The sequence below is a fragment of the Thioclava sp. F36-6 genome, assembly GCF_002020305.1.
Taxonomy (GTDB): Bacteria; Pseudomonadota; Alphaproteobacteria; order Rhodobacterales; family Rhodobacteraceae; genus Thioclava; species Thioclava sediminum.
In genome coordinates this window covers 498,783-518,396 of record NZ_MPZX01000003.1, presented here as the reverse complement: position 1 = coordinate 518,396, position 19,614 = coordinate 498,783, and the positions used below count along the sequence as shown (strand labels likewise).

Here is a 19,614-nt window from a genome sequence, read left to right as displayed (position 1 = left end):
TGGTTCACCAAAAGATTAATATAAGATTATCATGTCTTACCTATCCCAACCTAATCGGAGGTTTCGATGACGAAGTTCTTTACCGGTGCCATTGCAGTGGCAGCTAGTCTCGCCGGCGCCCTTCCGGGTGCGGCCCAGGATCTGCAAGCGCCGGCCAATCTCAGCCATGACGCGCTCGTCGCTTGGGCAAAAGCCAATAACGTTTGTGAAACGGCCGTTTCCGATGCCGTTTACAACGCCGACGGGAACGTCGCTGTGACTTGCACGCCCAAGGCGACGAAGAGCACTCTTAGCGGCGCCACCCCGGTCGCAGCGGTGATCATTGGTGTCGGTCTTGCAGCGGCTGCGATGGGCAGCGGCGGCGGTACCAATGGGACCAACGGGACCAACGGCACGAACTGATCCGTTCGAGCCGAGAATAAGAAGGGCCCCGCATCTGCGGGGCCTTTTTGATTCGGGCTAAACCTAAGTCAGGCCAGAGAAACTGTCCAAATGGACAGCGGCTCCAGCAACTTTATTTCATGCCGATTCGCGCATCCTGTGATATGACATATTTGTGACGGGTATGAGGTGAATGGGGATTCACGCGATGCTTACGGGACTCGCAATTTTTCCTCTCGCGGCTCTGGTGTGGATGATGCTCTGCGAGAGTGTTGCACCTATGCAGGACGAAGCGCCGTATCGCGAGGTGGCTAAGTAGGGACCGCTTGGGCCGGTTACGGCCCCGGCGAGGTGGTGACGAGCGCCGATCCGCGCAGGATAGGTAAGACTCAATGCGCCAATCAGCGCTCGGCGCCACCTGAAAAGATACACGCAGACATGCTGCGCAACTTTGAGGGCCGAGTTGATAAGGGCCTATTTGCGTTAGATTTTTACCCGTTCACGGCGGGAAGTGGCCATCGCGCGACGCAATTTGCTGCCAAGCGCGACGCGGCGGTATATCAGCATGTAGCAGACGAAGACCACGCCCACGCCTGCACCGAGGGCTGCGGGGGAGGTCGCGCTGAGCACAGTGATGGAACATGCGATCAAGCTGAGCGACCAGAGCACAACCGAGGTGATCGGATTGCGCATCTCCGGGCGTCCGAGCGACTCGGCGATTCGTTTCGCGCGGCTGCGATAGACGAGGCTGTGGAGATGCAGGCGGTCCGCCGCCCCAGGATGCGTGCCGTCCCGCTTCACGCGACGCCGGATCGAGACCACGGTTTCGATCCACGGATAGGCGAGTGCGAGTACGGCGATCAGCGGGGAAATCTCATGATTTCGGGCGGGAAGGACAATTCCGATCACCGCGAGCACGAACCCCGTCGCATAGGCCCCGGCATCGCCGTAAAACAGCTTGCCGGAGGGGAAATTCATCACAAAGAACCCCGCGATCGAGCCGATCATCAGCAGACAGATCGCGAGGATCGGCCCGTCATTGGTCTGCCCGGCGATTACCGCGAAGGCCGAGAAAACAATGATCGCGGAGCCGGAAGCGAGCCCGTTCACGCCATCGATGATGTTGAGCGAATTGGCGATCCCGCCGATCGCGATGGCGCTGAGCGCGATTCCGAAGGCCGGGTAGTGGAGCAGCACGTAGTCGAGGCCGGGAATATCCGAGCGATGAATATGATAGCCGGATACGAGGCAGAAGATCAGCCCGGCGCACACGGTGGCGATCAGGCGCCACTTGGCGGAGACTTTCTTGGTGATGTCCTCGATCGCGCCGGAGCCGAAGGCGGGAATGGCGCAAAGGCAGATCGTCCACCAGAGCGCCTGCGTCTGCGCATCGAGCGTCAGGCCGGCAGCCAACGCGCCTGCGAGGAGCGCAAAGCCCCCGATGCGCGGAGTTGGAGCTGCGTGGATTTTCTGGACACCATGATCGCCGTCGAGCGTGAGTTTGCCATGAAAGCTCTTGGTCGCAACGATCAGGACCGCCATTAACAGCGACGCAACAAAAGCTGTCACAACATACTCAAGACCAATCATACACTGCCCCCCGGCAATAAAAATCATTATCGCGGCGGCAAATCTTAATATTTTGCTAACGCGATAGAGTGAAAAATACTGAAAATCGTACGAATACCGTCAATAGAGAGATACTTAACTTTGTTCCCGGGGGTCAACGTCCTTTCACACGCCTTAGGCGAGTATTCGCGACAACGCCTCATCACCTCTTCGTGAGACCCGGGGTGACGTGGCGTCGCCTGAACGGTGTCACGAACGCGATGAAATCAATCCGGTTTCACGCTGTGCGCTGCTCGCCACAAGGTTGAAAGGCTTGGCGGGCGATTCATGCCGAAGTATGAATGGGCGGTTGAAAACAGCGACAGCTTCTCTATTCAGAGGCGCTAGATGAAGCCCGTCTCAGGTCCCTTGGCCGAGGAATGGGTGGCAGGCATAGGTAACGAGGCTCAGGAGGGCACGATGGGGGCAATGACGAGGATTTTCGCGGCGCTTTGCGCGTTGCTCTTTTTGGCCTCCTGCGACACCTCGGCCACAAATTTTCCGGTCAACACCCGCAATGTCAGTTCCGTTAAGGATCCGGCGGCGGGCGATGTCGCGATCGTTCGGCTCAGCCTCGCCAATGTTGCCACCTTCGGCGCACCGTCCGATCTGAGCGGCGGACGCACGACGCTGCCCTCGAGCGACTACTGGAATTATCGGATCGGGCCGGGCGACCTGCTTGATATCGTGGTTTATGAACATCCCGAGCTGACCTCGCCCGCGGGTTCGACCCGGACGCCCGCCGAGGGTGGTCTGCGCGTCAATTCGGACGGCACCTTCTACTATCCCTATGTTGGCAATGTGCGCGCCGCGGGCCGCACGCCGGAGCAGGTGCGCGCCGATCTCTCGCGTCAGCTGAAGGAATTCATTCCCTCGCCGCAGGTTTCGGTGCGCGTCGTGGGCTACAACTCGCAGACCGTTTCTGTCACCGGCGAGGTGGGCAAGCCTGCGCGGATCCCGCTGACCTCCAAGTCGCTTACGCTGCTTGATGCGATCAACGAGGCGGGCGGCCTGAATGAGACGGCCGATGCGCGCCAGGTGCTCGTTCGTCGTGGCGGGCGGAGCTACGCGGTCGATCTGCAAGCCTTCCTCAACCAGGGCATCGCCTCGAACAACCCCGTGCTGCGCAATGGCGATGTCGTCTCGGTGCAGCGCGCGACGAAGCTCGAAGCCTATCTCCTGGGGCAGTTGGTGAAACCCGGCCCGATCGATCTGACCAAGGATGATGTGAGCCTCACCGAAGCCGTCACCTCCGTCGGCGGGCTGAACACCAATCAGGCCGATGCGCGCGGTGTCTTCGTGTTCCGCGACAGCCCGAGCGGGGTGATCGTGTTCCAGCTCGATACGTCGAGCGCGGCGGCCTATGTGGTTGGCACGAAATTCTTCCTGCACCCGCAGGACGTCGTCTATGTCACGACCGCACCAGTCGCGAAATGGAACCGCGTGGTCTCCAACATCCTTCCGACGCTGAGCACGGCGCGCGCGGCCTCCGCGCTCGCGAACTGATCCATGGCGAAAGTCGGATCCATCCTCGTCGTCTGCGTCGGCAATATCTGCCGCTCCCCGGTGGGCGAACGGCTTCTGGCCGCGGCCCTGCCGGACTGCAAGGTCAGCTCGGCGGGCATCGGCGCGGTTGTTGGCGCGAGCGCGGACAGGACCATGAGCGAAGTCGCGGCGGAACACGGGCTGAGCCTCGACGGTCACGTTGCGCGCCAGTTCACCGCCGAGATCGGTGCCGAGCACGAATTGATCCTCGTGATGGAGGCGGGCCACAAGCGCGAAATCTCGCGCCGCGCGCCGCAACTGGGCGGGCGGGTGATGCTGTTCGATCAGTGGATGGGGGGCAAGGGGATCGCCGACCCGTACCGGGAACCGATCGACGCCCATCGCAAGGCCTTCACCGAGATTTCCGCGGCGAGCGAGGCATGGGTCTCGCGGCTCGCACCGAAACGTTGATCCGCGTCACGGCAGCATAGGCGCGGTTTTGAATAAGCATTTGAGAGTTTGAACGGGACAGATGAAGCAAATTTCCGAAATGACGCAGAAACATGCCGCGCAGCCCGAAGTCGAGGATGACGAGATCGACCTGATGGCGCTGGCTGGCGCGCTTCTGGCGGGCTGGAAATGGATCGCGCTGGCTTTCGTCGTCGCTGTCGTTCTCGGTGCCTTCATCGCGCTGCGCAAACCGGTGATCTATCAGGCCACCGGTCTCCTGCAGCTCGAGCAATCGCAAAACGCGTTGGCGGCACTCCCGACCTCGATGCAGGACATTCTCGGCAGCGACGGTGGCGGCAAATCGGAGGCGGAAACCCAGATCGCGATCATGTCTTCGCGGCTCGTTCTGGGGGAGGCGGCCAACAAGCTCAATCTGCAGAACTTCGTGATCCCGCAGCGCTTGCCGGTGATCGGTCTGCTGCCGACCAATCTGCATCTGCCCGATCCGGGACTGCTCGATCAGTATCAATGGGGCAATGAGAGCCTTCAGATCGGGCGCATGAAGGTGCCGGAGCAGTGGCTCGGCGAGATGATCGACCTGCGCGTCACCGGTGCGCATAGCTACGAAGTCACTCTGCCGGACGGGACCGATCTCGCTGGCACGGTGGGTCATGAGATCACGGCGCGTGATGGCGATTTTACCTTGGCCGTGGCGTCGATGGATGCCCCGACCGGACGGGAATTCTACGTCGGGCGGCAGTCTCTCAACGCCGCGATCAAGACGATGAAGGAGAATTTCTCGGTCTCCGAAAGTCCGCGCGGCTCGAACATCCTTCAGACCTCGTATCAGGACACCGATCGGCAGCGGGCCGAAGCGATCCTGAATGCGATCGCGACCTCCTTCGTGGAACAGAATATCGAGCGCAACTCGGCCTCCGCCGAGAACAGCCTCGATTTCATCGAGAAGCAGCTTCCCGACGCCCGCCAAAACGTGTCCGACGCGGAGCAGGCGCTGAATGCCTATCGTCAGAAGCAAAAATCGGTCGACGTCAAATACGAGACGCAGGCCCTGCTGGAACGCGTCACCAAGATCGAAGGCGAACTCTCCGCGCTTGATCTGAAAGAGGCGGAGCTGAAGAACCAGTACACGGTCAATCACCCGGCCTATCAGGCGCTGCTGCAGAACCGCAAAGAACTGCAGGCGCAGCTGGATCAGGCGAAGAAGGCGACCCAAGGCCTGCCGGAGACGCAGAAGGACATCTTCAACCTGCAGCGCAATCTCGAAGTGGCGCAGCAGGTCTACACGCAGCTGCTGAACCGCTCGCAGGAACTGAAGGTTGTGCGCGCCTCCACGGTGGGATCGGTGCGCGTGATCGACAAAGCCTATGCGAGCACGATTCCGGTCGCGCCGCGCAAATCGCGGATCGTGGCCCTCGCCGCCATCCTCGGCCTGATCATCGGGGCGGCCATCGTGCTGATCCGTCGCGCGCTGCGCCGGGGGATCAAGGGCGCCGAAGAGATCGAGGCGCTCGGCCTCCCGGTCTTCGCAACCGTGCCCTTCGCACAGGAAGCCGCGGATCTGCGCAACCGCAAGGGGGACCTGCCGATCTTCGCATTGGAGCACCCCGAGGCGGTCGCGACCGAGGCGCTGCGCTCCTTGCGCACCTCGTTGCATTTTGGGCTGCTGGATGCGCAGACCAACTCGATCCAGATCACCTCCGCCGCGCCGGGCGTCGGCAAGACATTCATGTCGATCAACCTCGCCGTGGTCGCGGCGCAGGCGGGGCAGCGGGTCTGCGTGATCGATGCGGATATGCGCAAAGGCTACCTCGCGCGCTTCCTGCATCTGCCGAAAACGGCTGAAGGCCTCTCCGACTATCTCGGCCATGAAAAATCGCTGGCCGAGGTGATGCGCGACGGGCCGGTCGAGGGGCTGAAGGTCATCACTTCGGGCCGTTATCCGCCGAACCCGTCCGAGCTGCTGATGCGGGCCGAGTTCGGGACCATGCTGCGCCAACTCGACAGTGAATTCGATCTGATCATCGTCGACGCTCCGCCCGCGCTGGCCGTGACCGACCCAGTGGTGATCGGGCGCTCCGTCGGCGCGAGCATCGCGGTCGCGCGCCATCTCGAGACGATGCAGGGCGCGGTGCGCGCGGTGCAGGCGAGCTTCGAAGCGGCGGGCACGTCGATTACCGGTGCGGTCCTCAACGGCTTCAAGGCCGAGGCGAGTGAGCGCTATGGCGGCCATTACCAATATCATTATAACTACCGCTACAGCTACAAATCCGACGATTGAGCGGGGGCGTCCCGTTCGTGACTCGGACGGGAGGCGCGAATGCTGCGAAAACTGCTGGGCCGGGCGAAAATCTCGAAGCTCGGGATCACCACGCCCGAGCCGCGTCCGGACCGTCACGGCATCGCCATCGCCGCGATCGTGCGCAACGAGGCGCGGTTCATCGGCGAATGGGCTCGGTTCCACCATGCGGCAGGCGTGCGGCATTTCGTGATCTATGATGACGCAAGCACGGACGAGACCCGCGCGGTGTTGCAGGACACGCTGCCGCCCGAGGCGCTCACGATCATTCCCTGGGCGCAGCGGCTCAGCGATATCCGTCTCGGGCGCGAAATCCACAATCAGGTGCTCGCCTACGCGCATGCGGCGGGGAATTTCGGCGGCGATCACCGCTGGATGGCCTTCATCGACGTGGACGAATTCCTGATCCCGACCGCGGGCGACGATCTGAACGCCGCACTTGCGCCTCTGGGCGATATCCCGAATGTCTCGCTGCCGTGGCACATGTTCGGCTTCTCTGGCCATGACACGACGCCTGAGGGTGGGATGCTCGCCAATTTCACCACCCGTGCGCGCGATCCGATGGGCGATGCGCCGGGGCTGAGGGCGTTCAAGATGCTCGTCGATCCTTGCCGCCTGACGGCGCTGCGCGTTCATTCGATGGAGACCGAGGGCGGGCAGGCAACGTGGAACGACGCGGGGGTGAAATCCGACATGAGCGCGCGCGACAAGCCGGAGTTCTACTCCACCACCGCCGTGCAGCTGAACCATTATTACACGCGCTCGAAAGCCGATCTGGAGGCCAAGATCGCGCGCGGGCCGAACCTTGTGGCCAAGCGCGAGGCCTATCGGCGCAAGGTGATGCGCACGGTCAACAGCGTCGAGGCCGATACGGTCGAGGATACGCGCGCCCGCGATCTGGCCGCGCGCCTCGGGATCACCGGTTAAGGATCCTTGCGCCAGTTCTCCTCGACCCATTTCGTGGGCCAGAGGAAATGCCGCAGGTGGCGCAGCATCGATCCGTCCCGCTCACCGCGCAGGCCTGCCTTCACATGCTCCATCGGCGCCATATGGGTCGAGCGGCTGTTCCAGCGCCCCTCGATCGCGTCGATCGGGTTCAGCCCGCCGGGGAAGATCACGACTTTCGCATCCTTCGGCAGTTTCGGCGGCGCGAAGAAGTTGATCGGGAATTGCCGGATGCAATGCCACTTGAAGGTCGCGACCCAGCCCTTCGGCCAGAACTTCACGCCACCCGGCGTGCGCCGTGTCACGAAACGCTGCTCGAAGACGTATTTCTCCGCTGTGCCCTGCGGATCGGCGAGGAATTCCTCGCGCAACGGCGCCAGCTTGCCGATCGGGAAACGGTAGAGCGAGGTCTGGCCCAGCCGCTCGAACGGGGTGTTCGGGTTGCGGGTCAGGATCACGTCATCGGGGTCGCCGTACTCGAACATCGCATCGAGATTGCCGGTCACGACCACGTCGAGGTCGAGAAACAGCACCGGCCCCGACAGCCCGCCCAGATCCGAGCGCCACAGCCGCGACTTGCCCCAGATGCCCTGACGAACATTGGGCATGTCGCAATCGAGTTCGGGCAGCGGCATCGCGGTGATGCCGGGATCGAGCCCTTCGAACGTGTCGGTGAAGCAGTAGAAATCGAAGGGCGGCGTCACATGGCGCGCGACCATCCCATAGAGGCGGTTGACGTAATCGACGCCGTATTTCTCGCCCCAGCGGATACAGATGATCTGTTTCTTCATGCGACACCTTTTTGAGTTACGCGCCCTCAATAGCCCCAGCGGGCGGGGCCGTGCAATCGCGGATCGGAGCGGTCAGCGGAAGAAGCGCGGCCGCAGATGGGCGTTGAGCTTTTTCGCCAAGCGCTTGAGCGGGTGCATCTTCTTGCCGCGCGTGCGTCCGATATCCTGCAGATCCGCCGCATCGAGCCCATAGGCGGGCAGGCGGGCCGCGAGGTCGTCGGCGCTGTCATTGTCGAGATCGAATTCCACGTATTGATCCGGCTTGTCGGCCATATAGGCGCGCACATCGGCCAGATGCGCATCCCATTCCGCGCGCCATTGATCCTTCAACGCCTCGAGATCGGTCAGCCCCCGTGCAGCCAGTTCGCGTTTGGCAAACTCGCCATGGCCATGTTTGAGGCGCGACGCGATCCAGCCCTCGCGGTCGCGGAAGTTCAACAGCAGGATCGTGTCCGGATAGTCGCGCAGGATCTCGCGGAACGCCGTTGCACCTTCCCAGGTCACGGTGCCGTCACTGTAGATCAGGTCGCAATAGAAGGTGAAATCCTCGGCGCTGGTGAAGACCTTGCGCCCGGCGGCGAGGTTCTCGCGCATCACCCGGCCGATGCGGCGCGGCACCGGGCGGCCTTCGCGGATCTTGTGGTGAACGGTGGGGTGACCCGCGGCGCGGAACAACTCTGCCAGCGAGCGCGTGCCGCATTTGTTGAAACCGATTGCGACGACGCGCGGCAGGGCGTGCGGTTGCGCGGAAGCGGCGCGATCTTGCATGGCGACCTCGGAGCGGGTGAGACAGGAGCGGCGATAGCCTAGCCTCTCCTATCCCATCTTGGGCAGATCGTTTCAATCGCGCTTTGCGCGTCTGGCGATCCGCCGCAAGCCGGTTACATCCGCAGACGGAAGTAGCTCATCTCGATATTGCCTTCCATTCCAGTATCGCAATGACCGAAACGCGAATTGGAGGTGCCGTCGATCTTGCCGCCGGAGACAATCGCGACGCCTTCGATCCCGTCGGCCTGCGCCGAGAAGCTCACATCCTTCACCGCGAGGATCTGGCCGCCGAAGAACGAGATTTTCGCTGCCGAGGAGACACCGCCCATAGTGATCAGTTTCGCGCCGCCGTCAGGTGCGCAATTGTCATCGCGCCCAATGCGCAGCCCCTGCGGAGCCGAGAAGCTACGATCGTCGGTCGAGGTGTTCGCGAAGATCGCGTTTTCGAGTGCAACGCCATTGCCGAATTTCACCGGGCAATCCGCGATCACAGCGACTTCCGAGATCACGGCGGGATCGGTCGTCACAGTGTCGTCGACCTTGCTCGGCACCGAGATCGTCACGCTCGAATTGCAGTCGAGCACATAGAGATTGCCGGGGGTGAAATCGGTAGTTTCAAGCTTCGTTCCGGTAAGGACCGTCGGGGTTCTGTTCGTGATATAGGCCGGCAAGTAGCCGGTGCCGTCCCGCATGGACTGGATGATTTTCGGAATCCGGTCGAGCACGCGCAGCTTGTAGAAGGAGGTGCGCAGCGCCTCTTGCAGCCCGTCATTCTTCGTGAAGCCCGAGGCGGGAATGTCGAGCTTGCTGGTGTCGGGCATCGACACGATCGCGCCGCTCTCGAAGAGGTTGTTCTGATTGAGCGAAACATATTGCGCCGCATAGAGGCAGAAGCCCGAAGCGAAGCTGTTGCCCGATTGCAGGTCGATCACGCCTTTTGCGGCCAGACCTTCGGTGAGGCAGGCGGGCTGATAGGCTTCGGCCACGGCGCCGGTGTTGATTTGCCAACCGTCCTGACCGATCACCTTGCCGAAGAAGGTGGGTGCGGCGTTCGCACGCTCGGTCGTGCGATGGGCCATCACGCGGACGGCCGGGCTCAGATCGAGGTCTTCGGCGTAATCCGTGACGAAGCGGTGATTGGTCGCATCGTAATAGCCGAAGGTCACGTCGTCTTTGGTGATCACCGAAGTCCCGTCATCGGAGGCGAGGTTGGAATGCGCCAGCTGGGCCGCACGGGTCTTCGCCTCGTCTTTGGTGATCAGCGGGTCGGATGAGAGGTACATCGCACCGAGCGCCGCTGCATCGGCCGCGTCCTGCATCACCACCCGATTGCGATAGCCGTTCGAGACGTCGAGCGCGAGACTGCCGACAGCGAGGAACAGGATCGTCCAGAACAGCGAAAGCTGCGTGATCATGCCATCTTCTTCAGCGGTAAAATCGGTAATCGTTACGCGGTTCATGTCAGGACTCCATGTAGCGGTAGTCGTGGACCGTGAGGTCCATGTTGAGAACTCTGGTGAAAAGACCTGTAGCGACGAGTTCGGACATCGGGATCGTGACGCGGGTCTCGATGATCCCGTCGGTGACTTGCGTGTCGACCGTGTATGTATTTTCGTCATAGGGCAGCAGGGCGCGCAGACGCGCCATCGTGTCCTCGTCATTCTCGAACCGCCCGACCGAGTAGGCGCGATCGACATCCTGCACGATACCGAGGATCCGTGACTGTGCGTTGAAGATGAGGGAAACGTCGACGGTCGCGGCGAGCATCCCGATAAACAACGGCAGCCAGAGCAATGCTTCGATCGTTGTGGCGCCGTCTTCGGCGGAGAAGAAACTCTTTAAACGCTTCAAGACAGGACGCCCCATGGTTGAAAACGGTTGATTAACTATCTCCAGTTGCAAAAAGCGAAACTACCGCGGCGTAAATATGGCGAAATTGCGAAAATGGGGCTGAAATTGATCGGAATCGACACATTTGGGCGCGCGATGCTTCGGGCTGCGGTCTTTGCAGCGCGACGTTGCGCCGGTCCCCGGCGCCGCCTACAACGCCCCCAGACCACAGCATAATTCGGAGCTCGCCCATGACGCCCGCCGCGCGCTATGCCGCCGCCATCGATATTCTCGACCGCATCCAGACGGGCGAGGTGGCTGAGCGTGCGCTGACCAATTGGGCGCGCGGCCACCGGTTCGCGGGTTCCAAGGACCGCGCGGCGATCCGCGATCACGTCTTCGATGTGTTGCGCTGCAAGGCCAGTGCCGCGCTTGCCGGGGGCGGGGCGCAGGGACGCGCCTTGGTCGCCGGGCTGCTCCGCTTGCAGGGCACCGATCCCGTAACGATCTTCACGGGCGAGGGCTTTGCGCCCGCGCCTCTCACGGAAGAGGAGCGCGCGGCCCTGTCCGAGCCTTTGCCCGACGCTATTGCGCAATTGGACTGGCCCGATTGGCTGCGCGACCAGCTTGCCGCCGATCTTGGGCCCGACTTTGGCGAGATTTCCGAGGCGATGCGCGCCCGCGCGCCGGTCTTCTTGCGCGTCAATATTGCGAAAGCGGACCGTGCCGAGGCGATCGCGGCGCTCGCGAAGGACGGGATCGAGGCGTTCCCGCATCCGCTCGCAGAGACCGCGCTGGAGCTTGGCGAGGGCGCGCGGCGCATTCAGCAGGCTGAGGCTTACACGAACGGTCTGGTGGAGTTGCAGGATGCGGCGTCGCAAGCGGCAATCGCGTCCGTCCCGATCGCGGCGGGTCAACGCGTGCTCGATTATTGCGCGGGTGGCGGGGGCAAGGCGCTGGCGCTGGCCGCGGCCTGTCCCGGGGCCAAGATCGCGGCGCATGACATTGATGCGGGGCGGATGCGCGATCTGCCCGTCCGTGCGCAACGGGCCGGGACGGAAGTGGCCATGCGTGCGCCGGGCGATCCGGGGACGGGCTATGACCTCGTCTTGGTCGATGCGCCCTGTTCGGGTTCGGGGACCTGGCGCCGCACGCCGGATGCGAAATGGCGTCTGAGTGCCGCCCGTCTGACCGAACTCGTCGCCCTGCAGAGCGAAATTCTCGACGTCGCCCGCGACCTCGTCGCTCCGGGCGGACGATTGGTCTACATGACGTGCTCGCTTCTTTCGGTCGAGAATGGCGCGCAGATCACCGATTTCGTGACGCGTCACGGCTGCGAGCTCGTGTCGCAGCGGCAATTCACGCCGCTCTCCGGTGGCGACGGGTTTTTCGTCGCCCAGCTCCAGCTCTGATTTTTCTGCCACTTTTGCCGCCCGGATCACGGCTGCGTGATTGACTCAATCGTCAGTTGAAAGTCTAGTCGCGTTAATTGGGTTTTAATTATTTTACCGCGCTATGGGGCCGATCTGTCAGGCAGGGAGGCGAGCGTGGGGCGGAACGAATTGATGCTGCAGCCACTCTCGAAGACGATGGCGGCGCTGGCGCCGGGTGCGGTCTATTTGCTGCTTGCAGCGGGAATTGCGGCGGCGATTGCCTTCGTGATGCCCGATGAGGTGGTGACCTGGGCCATGTTCTCTGTCGCGGGGACGCTCGTGATCACGGCCGCTTGGCTGCGACTGGCCTTGGCGCAGGACCGAAGGCGGCGCTCACGACAGCAGGAAACGCTCGCGAATTTCATCGCCCATGACGCCGCGCCGAGTTTTACCACGGATCCCGAGGGCGAGATCGGCTATCAGAACCGCGCCGCCGTGGAGCGGTTCGGCTCGCGCGGCGGGCAGGGCTTGGCGCGGACCCTGGCGGAACTCTTCGCCGATCCGGGCGCGGTGTTGCGCCGCCTGCAAAGCAAGGCAGAGGCGACGGGGGCCGCGCGCGAGGATCTAGTGACCCGGCGCGGCCATCTGCGGCTCTCCGTGCACCGTATCGGCTCTGGCGATTTTCTCTGGCGGCTCGAGGATATGGCCGAACGGGCGATTGGCGGGCGTGGTGCGGAAACGATCAGCCTGCCGATGCTTACCGTCTCCAAGGGCGGCACGATTCTGTTCATGAACGAGGCGCTGCGGCGGCTCGTGGGGGAGCGGGTGCGCTCCCTCGATCGCATCTTCACCGATCTGCCGCTGCGCTCGGGCGAAGAGCACGAGATCAAGGGAGAGGACGGCCCCGTTACCGCGGTCGTGGCCCAGCTTGAAGGCGTGGGCGGCCGATCCGAGGTTTATCTGCTGCCGATCGGTGGGCCGCGCTCTGCCGAAGAAGGCGCGAATTTCGAGGCGCTGCCGGTCGCTATGTTGCGCCTGTCGGCCCATGGTCGGGTGCGCGCAGCCAATCGTGCCGCGCGTGGCCTCCTTGGCGGGATCGAGCCTCAGACCCGCCTTGCCGACCTCCTCGAAGGGCTCGGGCGGCCAGTCTCGGATTGGGTGAACGACGCGCTCGCAGGCCGCGCCGATGGCCGTCCCGAGGTGCTACGCGCTCGGCGCGGCGACAAGGAGGTCTTTCTTCAGGTCACACTCTCGCGGATCGTGGAAAACGGGCGTGCGGGGCTGCTCGCCGTGCTGTCCGACGCGACGCAGCTCAAGACGCTCGAAGCGCAATTCGTGCAAAGCCAGAAGATGCAGGCGATCGGTCAGCTGGCAGGCGGTGTCGCGCATGATTTCAACAACCTGCTCACCGCGATTTCGGGTCATTGCGACCTGCTGATGCTGCGCCACGACAAGGGCGATGGAGACTATGCCGATCTCGATCAGATCAGCCAGAATGCCAATCGCGCGGCCGCACTGGTGGGACAATTGCTAGCCTTCTCGCGCAAGCAGACGCTGAAGCCTGAGATCCTTGATCTGCGCGACACGCTTTCCGATCTGACCCATCTGCTCAACCGGCTGGTTGGCGAGAAGGTCGCGCTAAGCGTCAAGCACGAAAGCGATCCCGGACGGGTCCGCGCGGACAAACGGCAGCTCGAACAAGTCATCATGAACCTCGTGGTGAACGCCCGCGACGCGATGCCCGGCGGGGGCGAGATCCGGATCGAGACCGACGCGGTGCACCTTGCTGAAAACCGCACCCGCGACCGCGTGGCGGTGCCCAAAGGCGACTATGTTGCGATCAAGGTCACCGATACCGGTACCGGTATCGCGGCCGATAAATTAAGCAAGATTTTCGAGCCCTTCTTCACCACCAAACGCACTGGCGAGGGCACGGGGCTGGGTCTTTCTACGGCCTACGGCATCGTGAAACAAACCGGCGGGTATATCTTCTGTGATTCCGTCATCGGGACAGGAACGAGTTTCACGATCCTTTTGCCCGCCTATGACGCTGGTGACGAAAGCGATACGCCGCGCGCCGACGGCGATGCGGCGGAGGCGCGAACTGCCCCGCGCGACCCTAGGACGGCTGCAGTCGTGCCCAAAGCGGAGGGTGCGCCGCTCGCGACAAAGGTGAACCGGGCCATTGCCGCCGAGGCAACCGTGCTTCTGGTCGAGGACGAGCCCCCGGTTCGCGCCTTCGCCGCGCGCGCGCTCAAGCTGTGCGGCTACACCGTGCTGGAGGCCGAGAGCGCGGAAGAGGCGCTGGAACTGCTCGAAGATGCGGATTTGCAGGTCGATATCTTCGTCACCGACGTAATCATGCCCGGGCTCGATGGGCCAAGCTGGGTCAGCCGCGCGCTCGAGGCGCGGCCGGGCACGCGCACGGTCTTCATGTCGGGCTATGCAGAGGAAGTGTTCCAGAACGGAACTTCCCCCGTACCGGATTCGGTCTTCCTGCCGAAACCGTTCTCGCTGAGCGAGTTGACCGCGACGGTGCAGGACTTGCTCTCACGCTAAGGCGCGGGTGACCCGATCATAGAGCGCAAGATCGTCCTGCATCGCGACCCGCAGCGCAGCCTCGGTCTCGGGCGCGAGCCCGGTCTCGACCGCCGGGGGGACGTTTACGCGGGGCAGGGTGATTGCGAAGCCGAGTTCATCTTCGAGAAAATGCACGAAATCCTCGATCCGTTCATAGGGAAAAATCCGGTCCACCAGCGGCGTGCCCGCATCATCACAAAGGAACGCGGCCTGACTGGGCACATCGCTGAAGCCTGCGCGCGGGTCCTCGATGTAATCGCGCGCGAACTGTTCGAAGGAATAGCCGGCTGAAATGTCGCTCTCCTCGATCAAATCGCGTAGCCGAAAGCGATAGAGCGACCGCAACCAGTCGAGCGGCTCACGCATCAGCGCGACCGTGGTGAAACTGGCCTCGGTCTTCGACGACAGCAACGGCGCAAGATGATCCTGGAAATCGCGGGCCGAGGCGTGTTTGAGAACAGCCGGACGGGTCAGTGCGACGTCGGCCAGCGACTCCAGCGCTGTCTCGACCGCAGAGGAACCTGCCTTGGGCGTGGCGAGAAAAACGAGTTTTTGTTTCCAGAAAATCAGCATCTTGGCGGGTCAGCTCCTAACTGAGCCGGTGATAATCATTCGGCCGACGCGGGTAAACCGTTTCTTAACCGAATTGGCGGTTCAGTGAGTTGTGGAAAATTTTGTTGTAATGTTCACGTTCTGTGCGCATAGTGCGATCAGAACATGAGGTGAACATCCGCGCGAGGGCGTCGCATTGCCGACCAGCCGTCGCTGTGAAATAAGGAAGCGGACAAATGGCAGTAGCGAAGCTTTTCGATATGGATAAATCTCCCAAGGCAGACAAGCAAAAGGCGCTCGACTCGGCGCTGGCGCAGATCGAGCGGCAATTCGGCAAAGGCTCGATCATGAAGCTCGGCGGCGACACGCCCGCGCGGGAAATCGAAGCGACCTCGACCGGTTCGCTGGGCCTCGATATCGCGCTTGGCATCGGCGGACTGCCGAAAGGCCGGATCGTCGAGATCTATGGCCCGGAAAGCTCGGGCAAGACGACGCTGACGCTGCACGCGATCGCGGAAGAGCAGAAGAAGGGCGGCGTCTGCGCCTTCGTCGACGCTGAACACGCGCTTGATCCGCAATATGCGCGCAAGCTTGGCGTCGATCTCGACGAGTTGCTGATCTCGCAGCCCGACGCAGGCGAGCAGGCGCTGGAAATCGTCGACACGCTGGTGCGTTCCGGCGCGGTCAGCCTCGTCGTGGTCGACTCGGTCGCGGCGCTGACGCCGAAGGCCGAAATCGAAGGCGATATGGGCGATCACACCGTGGGTGCGCAGGCCCGCCTGATGAGCCAGGCGATGCGCAAGCTGACCGCCTCGATCGGGCGTTCGAATTGCATGGTGATCTTCATTAACCAGATCCGGATGAAGATTGGCGTGATGTTCGGTTCGCCGGAGACGACGTCGGGCGGCAACGCGCTGAAATTCTACGCCTCCGTGCGCCTCGACATCCGCCGCATCGGCTCGATCAAGGATCGCGATGAGGTGGTGGGCAACCAGACCCGCGTGAAAGTGGTGAAGAACAAGGTGGCCCCGCCGTTCAAGCAGGTCGAGTTCGATATCATGTATGGCGAGGGCATCTCGAAGATGGGCGAGCTGGTTGATCTGGGCGTCAAGGCCGGGGTCGTCGACAAGGCTGGCGCCTGGTATTCCTACGGGGACGAACGCATCGGCCAAGGCCGTGAAAACGCGAAGACTTTCCTGCGCGAACACCCCGATGTCGCCTATGAGATCGAAGACAAGATTCGCGCCAGCCACGGGCTCGAATTCGACAAAATGTCCGAAGATGACGCGCTGACCGAAGACTGATCGTCACCGCAAATTCATGCAAAGGCCGGGAGCGTCGTCTCCCGGCCTTTTTGCGATTGCTGGACAGGGGCAAGGGGCGGCGTTAAACGGGTGCGAACATGCCCGATCAGGCGAGACAGGACGATATGCCCAGCCTTAACGAAATCCGCTCCACTTTCCTTAATTACTTTGAGCGTAACGACCACCGCGTCGTTGACAGCTCGCCCCTCGTTCCGCGCAACGACCCGACGCTGATGTTCACCAATTCCGGCATGGTGCAGTTCAAGAACTGCTTCACCGGGGTGGAGAAGCGCGAGTACAACCGCGCAACGACCGCGCAGAAATGCGTGCGCGCCGGCGGCAAGCACAACGATCTCGACAATGTCGGCTACACCGCGCGCCACCATACGTTCTTCGAGATGCTGGGGAATTTCTCCTTCGGGGATTATTTCAAGGAAGACGCGATCCCGTTCGCCTGGGAGCTGCTGACCAAGGATTTCGACATTCCGAAGGACAAGCTGCTGGTCACAGTCTACCACACCGATGACGAGGCGGCGAATATCTGGAAGAAGGTCGCAGGCCTGCCCGACGAGAAGATTATCCGTATCCCGACCTCGGACAACTTCTGGCAAATGGGCCCGACCGGTCCCTGCGGTCCCTGCACCGAGATTTTCTTCGATCACGGCGATCATATCTGGGGCGGCCCGCCCGGCTCGCCCGAGGAAGATGGCGACCGGTTCATCGAGATCTGGAATCTCGTTTTCATGCAGAACGAGCAGTTCGAGGACGGCTCGATGCGCGCGCTCGACATGCAGTCGATCGACACGGGCATGGGGCTCGAGCGGATCGGCGCGCTGCTGCAGGGCAAGCACGACAACTATGACACCGACCTGATGCGCCACCTGATCGAGGCTTCGGCCAACGCGACCGATGGTGCGCCGGACGGGCCGGGCAACGTGCATCACCGTGTGATCGCGGATCACCTGCGGTCGACCTCGTTCCTGATCGCGGATGGCGTGATGCCCTCGGCGGATGGGCGTGGCTACGTCCTGCGCCGGATCATGCGCCGGGCGATGCGTCACGCGCACCTGCTGGGCGCGAAAGACCCGGTGATGCACCGTCTCGTGCCGTCGCTGATCCGCGAGATGGGGGTGGCTTACCCCGAGCTTGGCCGCGCGCAGGCGCTGATCGAAGAGACGCTTCTGGGCGAGGAAACCCGCTTCAAGACCACGCTCGATCGCGGCCTCAAACTGCTCGACGAGGCGCTTGTGGACCTGCCCGAAGGGGAGAGGCTACCGGGTGAGACTGCATTCAAACTCTATGACACGTTCGGGTTCCCGCTCGACCTGACGCAGGATGCGCTGCGCGAACGTGAGCGCGAAGTCGATACCGAAGGGTTCGACGCCGCGATGGAAGAGCAGAAGGCCAAAGCGCGCGCCAGCTGGTCCGGGACCGGCGAGGCGGCCAATGCCGCTATCTGGTTCGACCTGTCCGAAAAGCTCGGCGCGACCGAATTCCTCGGCTACGACACCGAGACCGCCGAAGGTCAGATCACCGCGCTCGTGACCGACGGGGCCGAGATTGGCAAAGCGAACGGCGAAGTGCAGATCGTGGTCAACCAGACCCCGTTCTACGCCGAAAGCGGCGGTCAGGTCGGCGATCGCGGGTGGATCGTGACCGAGACGGGTAAAGCCGAAGTCACCGACACCAAGAAAGTCGCAGGTGTCTTCATCCATTTCGCGCGCGTCACCGAGGGCGAGATTGCCAAGGGGCAGGGCGCGAAGCTCGAAGTCGATCACGCCCGCCGCAGCGCGATCCGCGCGAACCACTCGGCCACGCACCTGCTGCACGAGGCGCTGCGCCGCACGTTGGGTGATCACGTGGCCCAACGCGGCTCGCTCAATGCCGAGGACCGTCTGCGCTTCGACTTCTCGCACAACAAGGCGCTCTCGGCTGAGGAAGTCGCGAAGATCGAACGCGAAGTGAATGAATTCATTCGCCAAAACACGCAGGTCGATACTCGGATCATGACGCCGGATGACGCGCGCGATCTGGGCGCGCAGGCGCTGTTCGGCGAGAAATACGGCGATGAGGTCCGTGTCGTCTCGATGGGCGAGCTGGCCAATTCCGGCAAAGGCACGAACGGGAATGTCTATTCGCTCGAACTTTGCGGCGGCACCCATGTGAAGCGGACCGGCGATATCGGCACCTTCGTCCTGACCGGCGAAAGCGCGTCCTCGTCGGGCGTGCGTCGGATCGAGGCGCTGACTGGTGATATCGCGATGGCCGAACTGCGCCGCCGTGACAAGCTGCTGGGCGAGATCGAAGGGCTGGTGAAAACCTCCGAGGCCGATCTGCTCGGACGTCTGCAGGCGATCCTCGACGAGCGCAAGGCGCAGGCCAATGAGATCGCGCAGCTGCGTCGCGAACTCGCGATGGGCGGCGGTGCCTCCGGTGGTCCGGAGATCCGCGAAATCAACGGCTTGAAGTTCGTTCCTCAAGTCGTGTCCGGTGTGACCGGCAAGGACCTTCCCGGAATCGTGGACGAGCTGAAGGAGAATGTCGGCTCTGGCGTGATCCTCGTGGTGGCCGATGCGGGCGGCAAGGCGGCCGTGGCGGCTGGCGTGACCAAGGACCTGACCGAGCGTGTCAGCGCGGTCGATCTGGTGAAAGCCGCAGCGCAGGCGCTTGGCGGCAAAGGCGGCGGCGGTCGTCCCGATATGGCGCAAGCCGGCGGGGCCGATCCGTCGAAAGCCGATGAGGCCATTGCGGCCGTGAAAACTGTTTTGGAGGGATTGTAATGGCAGGCGCATTCTGGATCGCCCATGTGAAGGTGCTCGACGACGAGGCCTATGGCAAATACGCCGAGGGCGCGGGCCCCGCGATCGCGAAACATGGCGGGCGCTTCCTCGCCCGTGGCGCGCGCTATGTGCAGCTCGAAGGCAATGACCGCGCGCGCAACGTCGTCGCATGGTTCCCGTCGCTGGAAGCGGCCGAGACCTGCTACTACTCCGACGAGTATCAGGCGGCGCTCGCCCATGCCAAAGGCGCATCCGAGCGTGACCTGATGATCGTCGAGGCGATGGACGACGTCGAAATCAAGTGAAGAGCGGCCTGTAAGGCATTGATCGGAAAACATTTAGAAGGCGGCTCCGGCCGCCTTTTTCTATGACGTTGCACCCGGTCGTTTTTGCTCTGGACCTTCGGGCGCGCTGCGTCCTATGCTACCGCCATGACCACGAAGACCATCA

The 19,614-nt window shown here is 62.7% G+C and carries 16 protein-coding genes; 10 read left to right on the top strand and 6 right to left on the bottom strand.

Annotated features, from left to right (window positions below; all coding sequences use genetic code 11):
- Positions 1-66: 66 nt before the first annotated feature.
- Positions 67-402, top strand: a complete 336-nt coding sequence (locus BMI88_RS16625) for a hypothetical protein (RefSeq protein WP_078550521.1) — start codon at positions 67-69, stop codon at positions 400-402.
- 462 nt (positions 403-864) lie between these two features.
- On the opposite strand, the gene BMI88_RS16620 is transcribed toward BMI88_RS16625, so the two are convergent.
- A complete protein-coding gene (locus BMI88_RS16620; protein WP_244176631.1) occupies positions 865-1,923 on the bottom strand; it encodes a glycosyltransferase in 1,059 nt (352 codons plus the stop codon).
- Between the two features lie 414 nt (positions 1,924-2,337).
- On the opposite strand from BMI88_RS16620, the gene BMI88_RS16615 reads away from it, so the two are divergent.
- From BMI88_RS16615 to BMI88_RS16600, 4 genes are all read left to right on the top strand, one after another.
- Positions 2,338-3,495 (top strand): polysaccharide biosynthesis/export family protein, encoded by a 1,158-nt coding sequence (locus BMI88_RS16615; RefSeq protein WP_246831913.1) that lies wholly within the window; start codon positions 2,338-2,340, stop codon positions 3,493-3,495.
- 3 nt (positions 3,496-3,498) lie between these two features.
- Complete coding sequence (locus tag BMI88_RS16610; RefSeq protein ID WP_078550517.1) at positions 3,499-3,945, top strand: low molecular weight protein-tyrosine-phosphatase; 447 nt, start codon at positions 3,499-3,501, stop codon at positions 3,943-3,945.
- Between the two features lie 61 nt (positions 3,946-4,006).
- Positions 4,007-6,223 carry a polysaccharide biosynthesis tyrosine autokinase gene (locus BMI88_RS16605; RefSeq protein WP_246831912.1) on the top strand — a complete coding sequence of 739 codons (2,217 nt, stop codon included), beginning with the start codon at positions 4,007-4,009 and terminating at the stop codon, positions 6,221-6,223.
- 39 nt (positions 6,224-6,262) lie between these two features.
- Positions 6,263-7,168, top strand: a complete 906-nt coding sequence (locus BMI88_RS16600; RefSeq protein ID WP_078550515.1) for a glycosyltransferase family 92 protein — start codon at positions 6,263-6,265, stop codon at positions 7,166-7,168.
- On the opposite strand, the gene BMI88_RS16595 is transcribed toward BMI88_RS16600, so the two are convergent.
- From BMI88_RS16595 to BMI88_RS16580, 4 genes are all read right to left on the bottom strand, one after another.
- Positions 7,165-7,977: a glycosyl transferase gene (locus tag BMI88_RS16595; protein WP_078550513.1), complete on the bottom strand. Its 813-nt coding sequence runs from the start codon at positions 7,975-7,977 to the stop codon at positions 7,165-7,167. The two genes, BMI88_RS16600 and BMI88_RS16595, sit on opposite strands and share 4 nt — an antisense overlap.
- A 72-nt stretch (positions 7,978-8,049) precedes the next feature.
- Positions 8,050-8,745: a sulfotransferase gene (locus BMI88_RS16590; RefSeq protein ID WP_078550511.1), complete on the bottom strand. Its 696-nt coding sequence runs from the start codon at positions 8,743-8,745 to the stop codon at positions 8,050-8,052.
- A 113-nt stretch (positions 8,746-8,858) separates the two neighbouring features.
- On the bottom strand, positions 8,859-10,205 hold the full coding sequence (locus BMI88_RS16585; protein WP_168174009.1) for a pilus assembly protein TadG-related protein: 1,347 nt from the start codon (positions 10,203-10,205) through the stop codon (positions 8,859-8,861).
- Between the two features lies 1 nt (position 10,206).
- Positions 10,207-10,596, bottom strand: a complete 390-nt coding sequence (locus tag BMI88_RS16580) for a TadE/TadG family type IV pilus assembly protein (protein ID WP_158522156.1) — start codon at positions 10,594-10,596, stop codon at positions 10,207-10,209.
- Between the two features lie 230 nt (positions 10,597-10,826).
- On the opposite strand from BMI88_RS16580, the gene BMI88_RS16575 reads away from it, so the two are divergent.
- Positions 10,827-11,987 carry an RsmB/NOP family class I SAM-dependent RNA methyltransferase gene (locus BMI88_RS16575; protein WP_078550505.1) on the top strand — a complete coding sequence of 387 codons (1,161 nt, stop codon included), beginning with the start codon at positions 10,827-10,829 and terminating at the stop codon, positions 11,985-11,987.
- 153 nt (positions 11,988-12,140) lie between these two features.
- A complete protein-coding gene (locus BMI88_RS16570; RefSeq protein WP_078550721.1) occupies positions 12,141-14,507 on the top strand; it encodes an ATP-binding protein in 2,367 nt (788 codons plus the stop codon).
- On the opposite strand, the gene BMI88_RS16565 is transcribed toward BMI88_RS16570, so the two are convergent.
- Positions 14,499-15,101, bottom strand: a complete 603-nt coding sequence (locus BMI88_RS16565; protein WP_078550503.1) for a hypothetical protein — start codon at positions 15,099-15,101, stop codon at positions 14,499-14,501. The two genes, BMI88_RS16570 and BMI88_RS16565, sit on opposite strands and share 9 nt — an antisense overlap.
- Positions 15,102-15,316: 215 nt before the next feature.
- Here BMI88_RS16565 and recA point away from each other — a divergent pair, with 215 nt between their 5' ends.
- From recA to BMI88_RS16550, 3 genes are all read left to right on the top strand, one after another.
- Complete coding sequence (gene recA / locus BMI88_RS16560; RefSeq protein WP_078550501.1) at positions 15,317-16,384, top strand: recombinase RecA; 1,068 nt, start codon at positions 15,317-15,319, stop codon at positions 16,382-16,384.
- 125 nt (positions 16,385-16,509) lie between these two features.
- On the top strand, positions 16,510-19,164 hold the full coding sequence (gene alaS, locus BMI88_RS16555; RefSeq protein ID WP_078550719.1) for an alanine--tRNA ligase: 2,655 nt from the start codon (positions 16,510-16,512) through the stop codon (positions 19,162-19,164).
- Entirely contained in the window at positions 19,164-19,469 is a 306-nt protein-coding gene (locus BMI88_RS16550) for a DUF1330 domain-containing protein (protein WP_078550499.1), read from the top strand. The genes alaS and BMI88_RS16550 overlap by 1 nt, the downstream gene beginning before the upstream one ends.
- Positions 19,470-19,614 lie beyond the last annotated feature (145 nt).

What these genes read in the sequence shown, in the direction of transcription:
- BMI88_RS16585 (WP_168174009.1), bottom strand. Translation starts at nt 10,205, where the DNA reads ATGAACCGCGTAACGATTACCGATTTTACCGCTGAAGAAGATGGCATG.
- BMI88_RS16620 (WP_244176631.1), bottom strand. Translation starts at nt 1,923, where the DNA reads ATGGCGGTCCTGATCGTTGCGACCAAGAGCTTTCATGGCAAACTCACG.
- recA (WP_078550501.1), top strand. Translation starts at nt 15,317, where the DNA reads ATGGCAGTAGCGAAGCTTTTCGATATGGATAAATCTCCCAAGGCAGAC.
- BMI88_RS16615 (WP_246831913.1), top strand. Translation starts at nt 2,338, where the DNA reads ATGAAGCCCGTCTCAGGTCCCTTGGCCGAGGAATGGGTGGCAGGCATA.
- BMI88_RS16600 (WP_078550515.1), top strand. Translation starts at nt 6,263, where the DNA reads ATGCTGCGAAAACTGCTGGGCCGGGCGAAAATCTCGAAGCTCGGGATC.
- BMI88_RS16610 (WP_078550517.1), top strand. Translation starts at nt 3,499, where the DNA reads ATGGCGAAAGTCGGATCCATCCTCGTCGTCTGCGTCGGCAATATCTGC.
- BMI88_RS16565 (WP_078550503.1), bottom strand. Translation starts at nt 15,101, where the DNA reads ATGCTGATTTTCTGGAAACAAAAACTCGTTTTTCTCGCCACGCCCAAG.
- BMI88_RS16595 (WP_078550513.1), bottom strand. Translation starts at nt 7,977, where the DNA reads ATGAAGAAACAGATCATCTGTATCCGCTGGGGCGAGAAATACGGCGTC.
- alaS (WP_078550719.1), top strand. Translation starts at nt 16,510, where the DNA reads ATGCCCAGCCTTAACGAAATCCGCTCCACTTTCCTTAATTACTTTGAG.
- BMI88_RS16570 (WP_078550721.1), top strand. Translation starts at nt 12,141, where the DNA reads ATGCTGCAGCCACTCTCGAAGACGATGGCGGCGCTGGCGCCGGGTGCG.
- BMI88_RS16575 (WP_078550505.1), top strand. Translation starts at nt 10,827, where the DNA reads ATGACGCCCGCCGCGCGCTATGCCGCCGCCATCGATATTCTCGACCGC.
- BMI88_RS16550 (WP_078550499.1), top strand. Translation starts at nt 19,164, where the DNA reads ATGGCAGGCGCATTCTGGATCGCCCATGTGAAGGTGCTCGACGACGAG.
- BMI88_RS16605 (WP_246831912.1), top strand. Translation starts at nt 4,007, where the DNA reads ATGAAGCAAATTTCCGAAATGACGCAGAAACATGCCGCGCAGCCCGAA.
- BMI88_RS16625 (WP_078550521.1), top strand. Translation starts at nt 67, where the DNA reads ATGACGAAGTTCTTTACCGGTGCCATTGCAGTGGCAGCTAGTCTCGCC.
- BMI88_RS16590 (WP_078550511.1), bottom strand. Translation starts at nt 8,745, where the DNA reads ATGCAAGATCGCGCCGCTTCCGCGCAACCGCACGCCCTGCCGCGCGTC.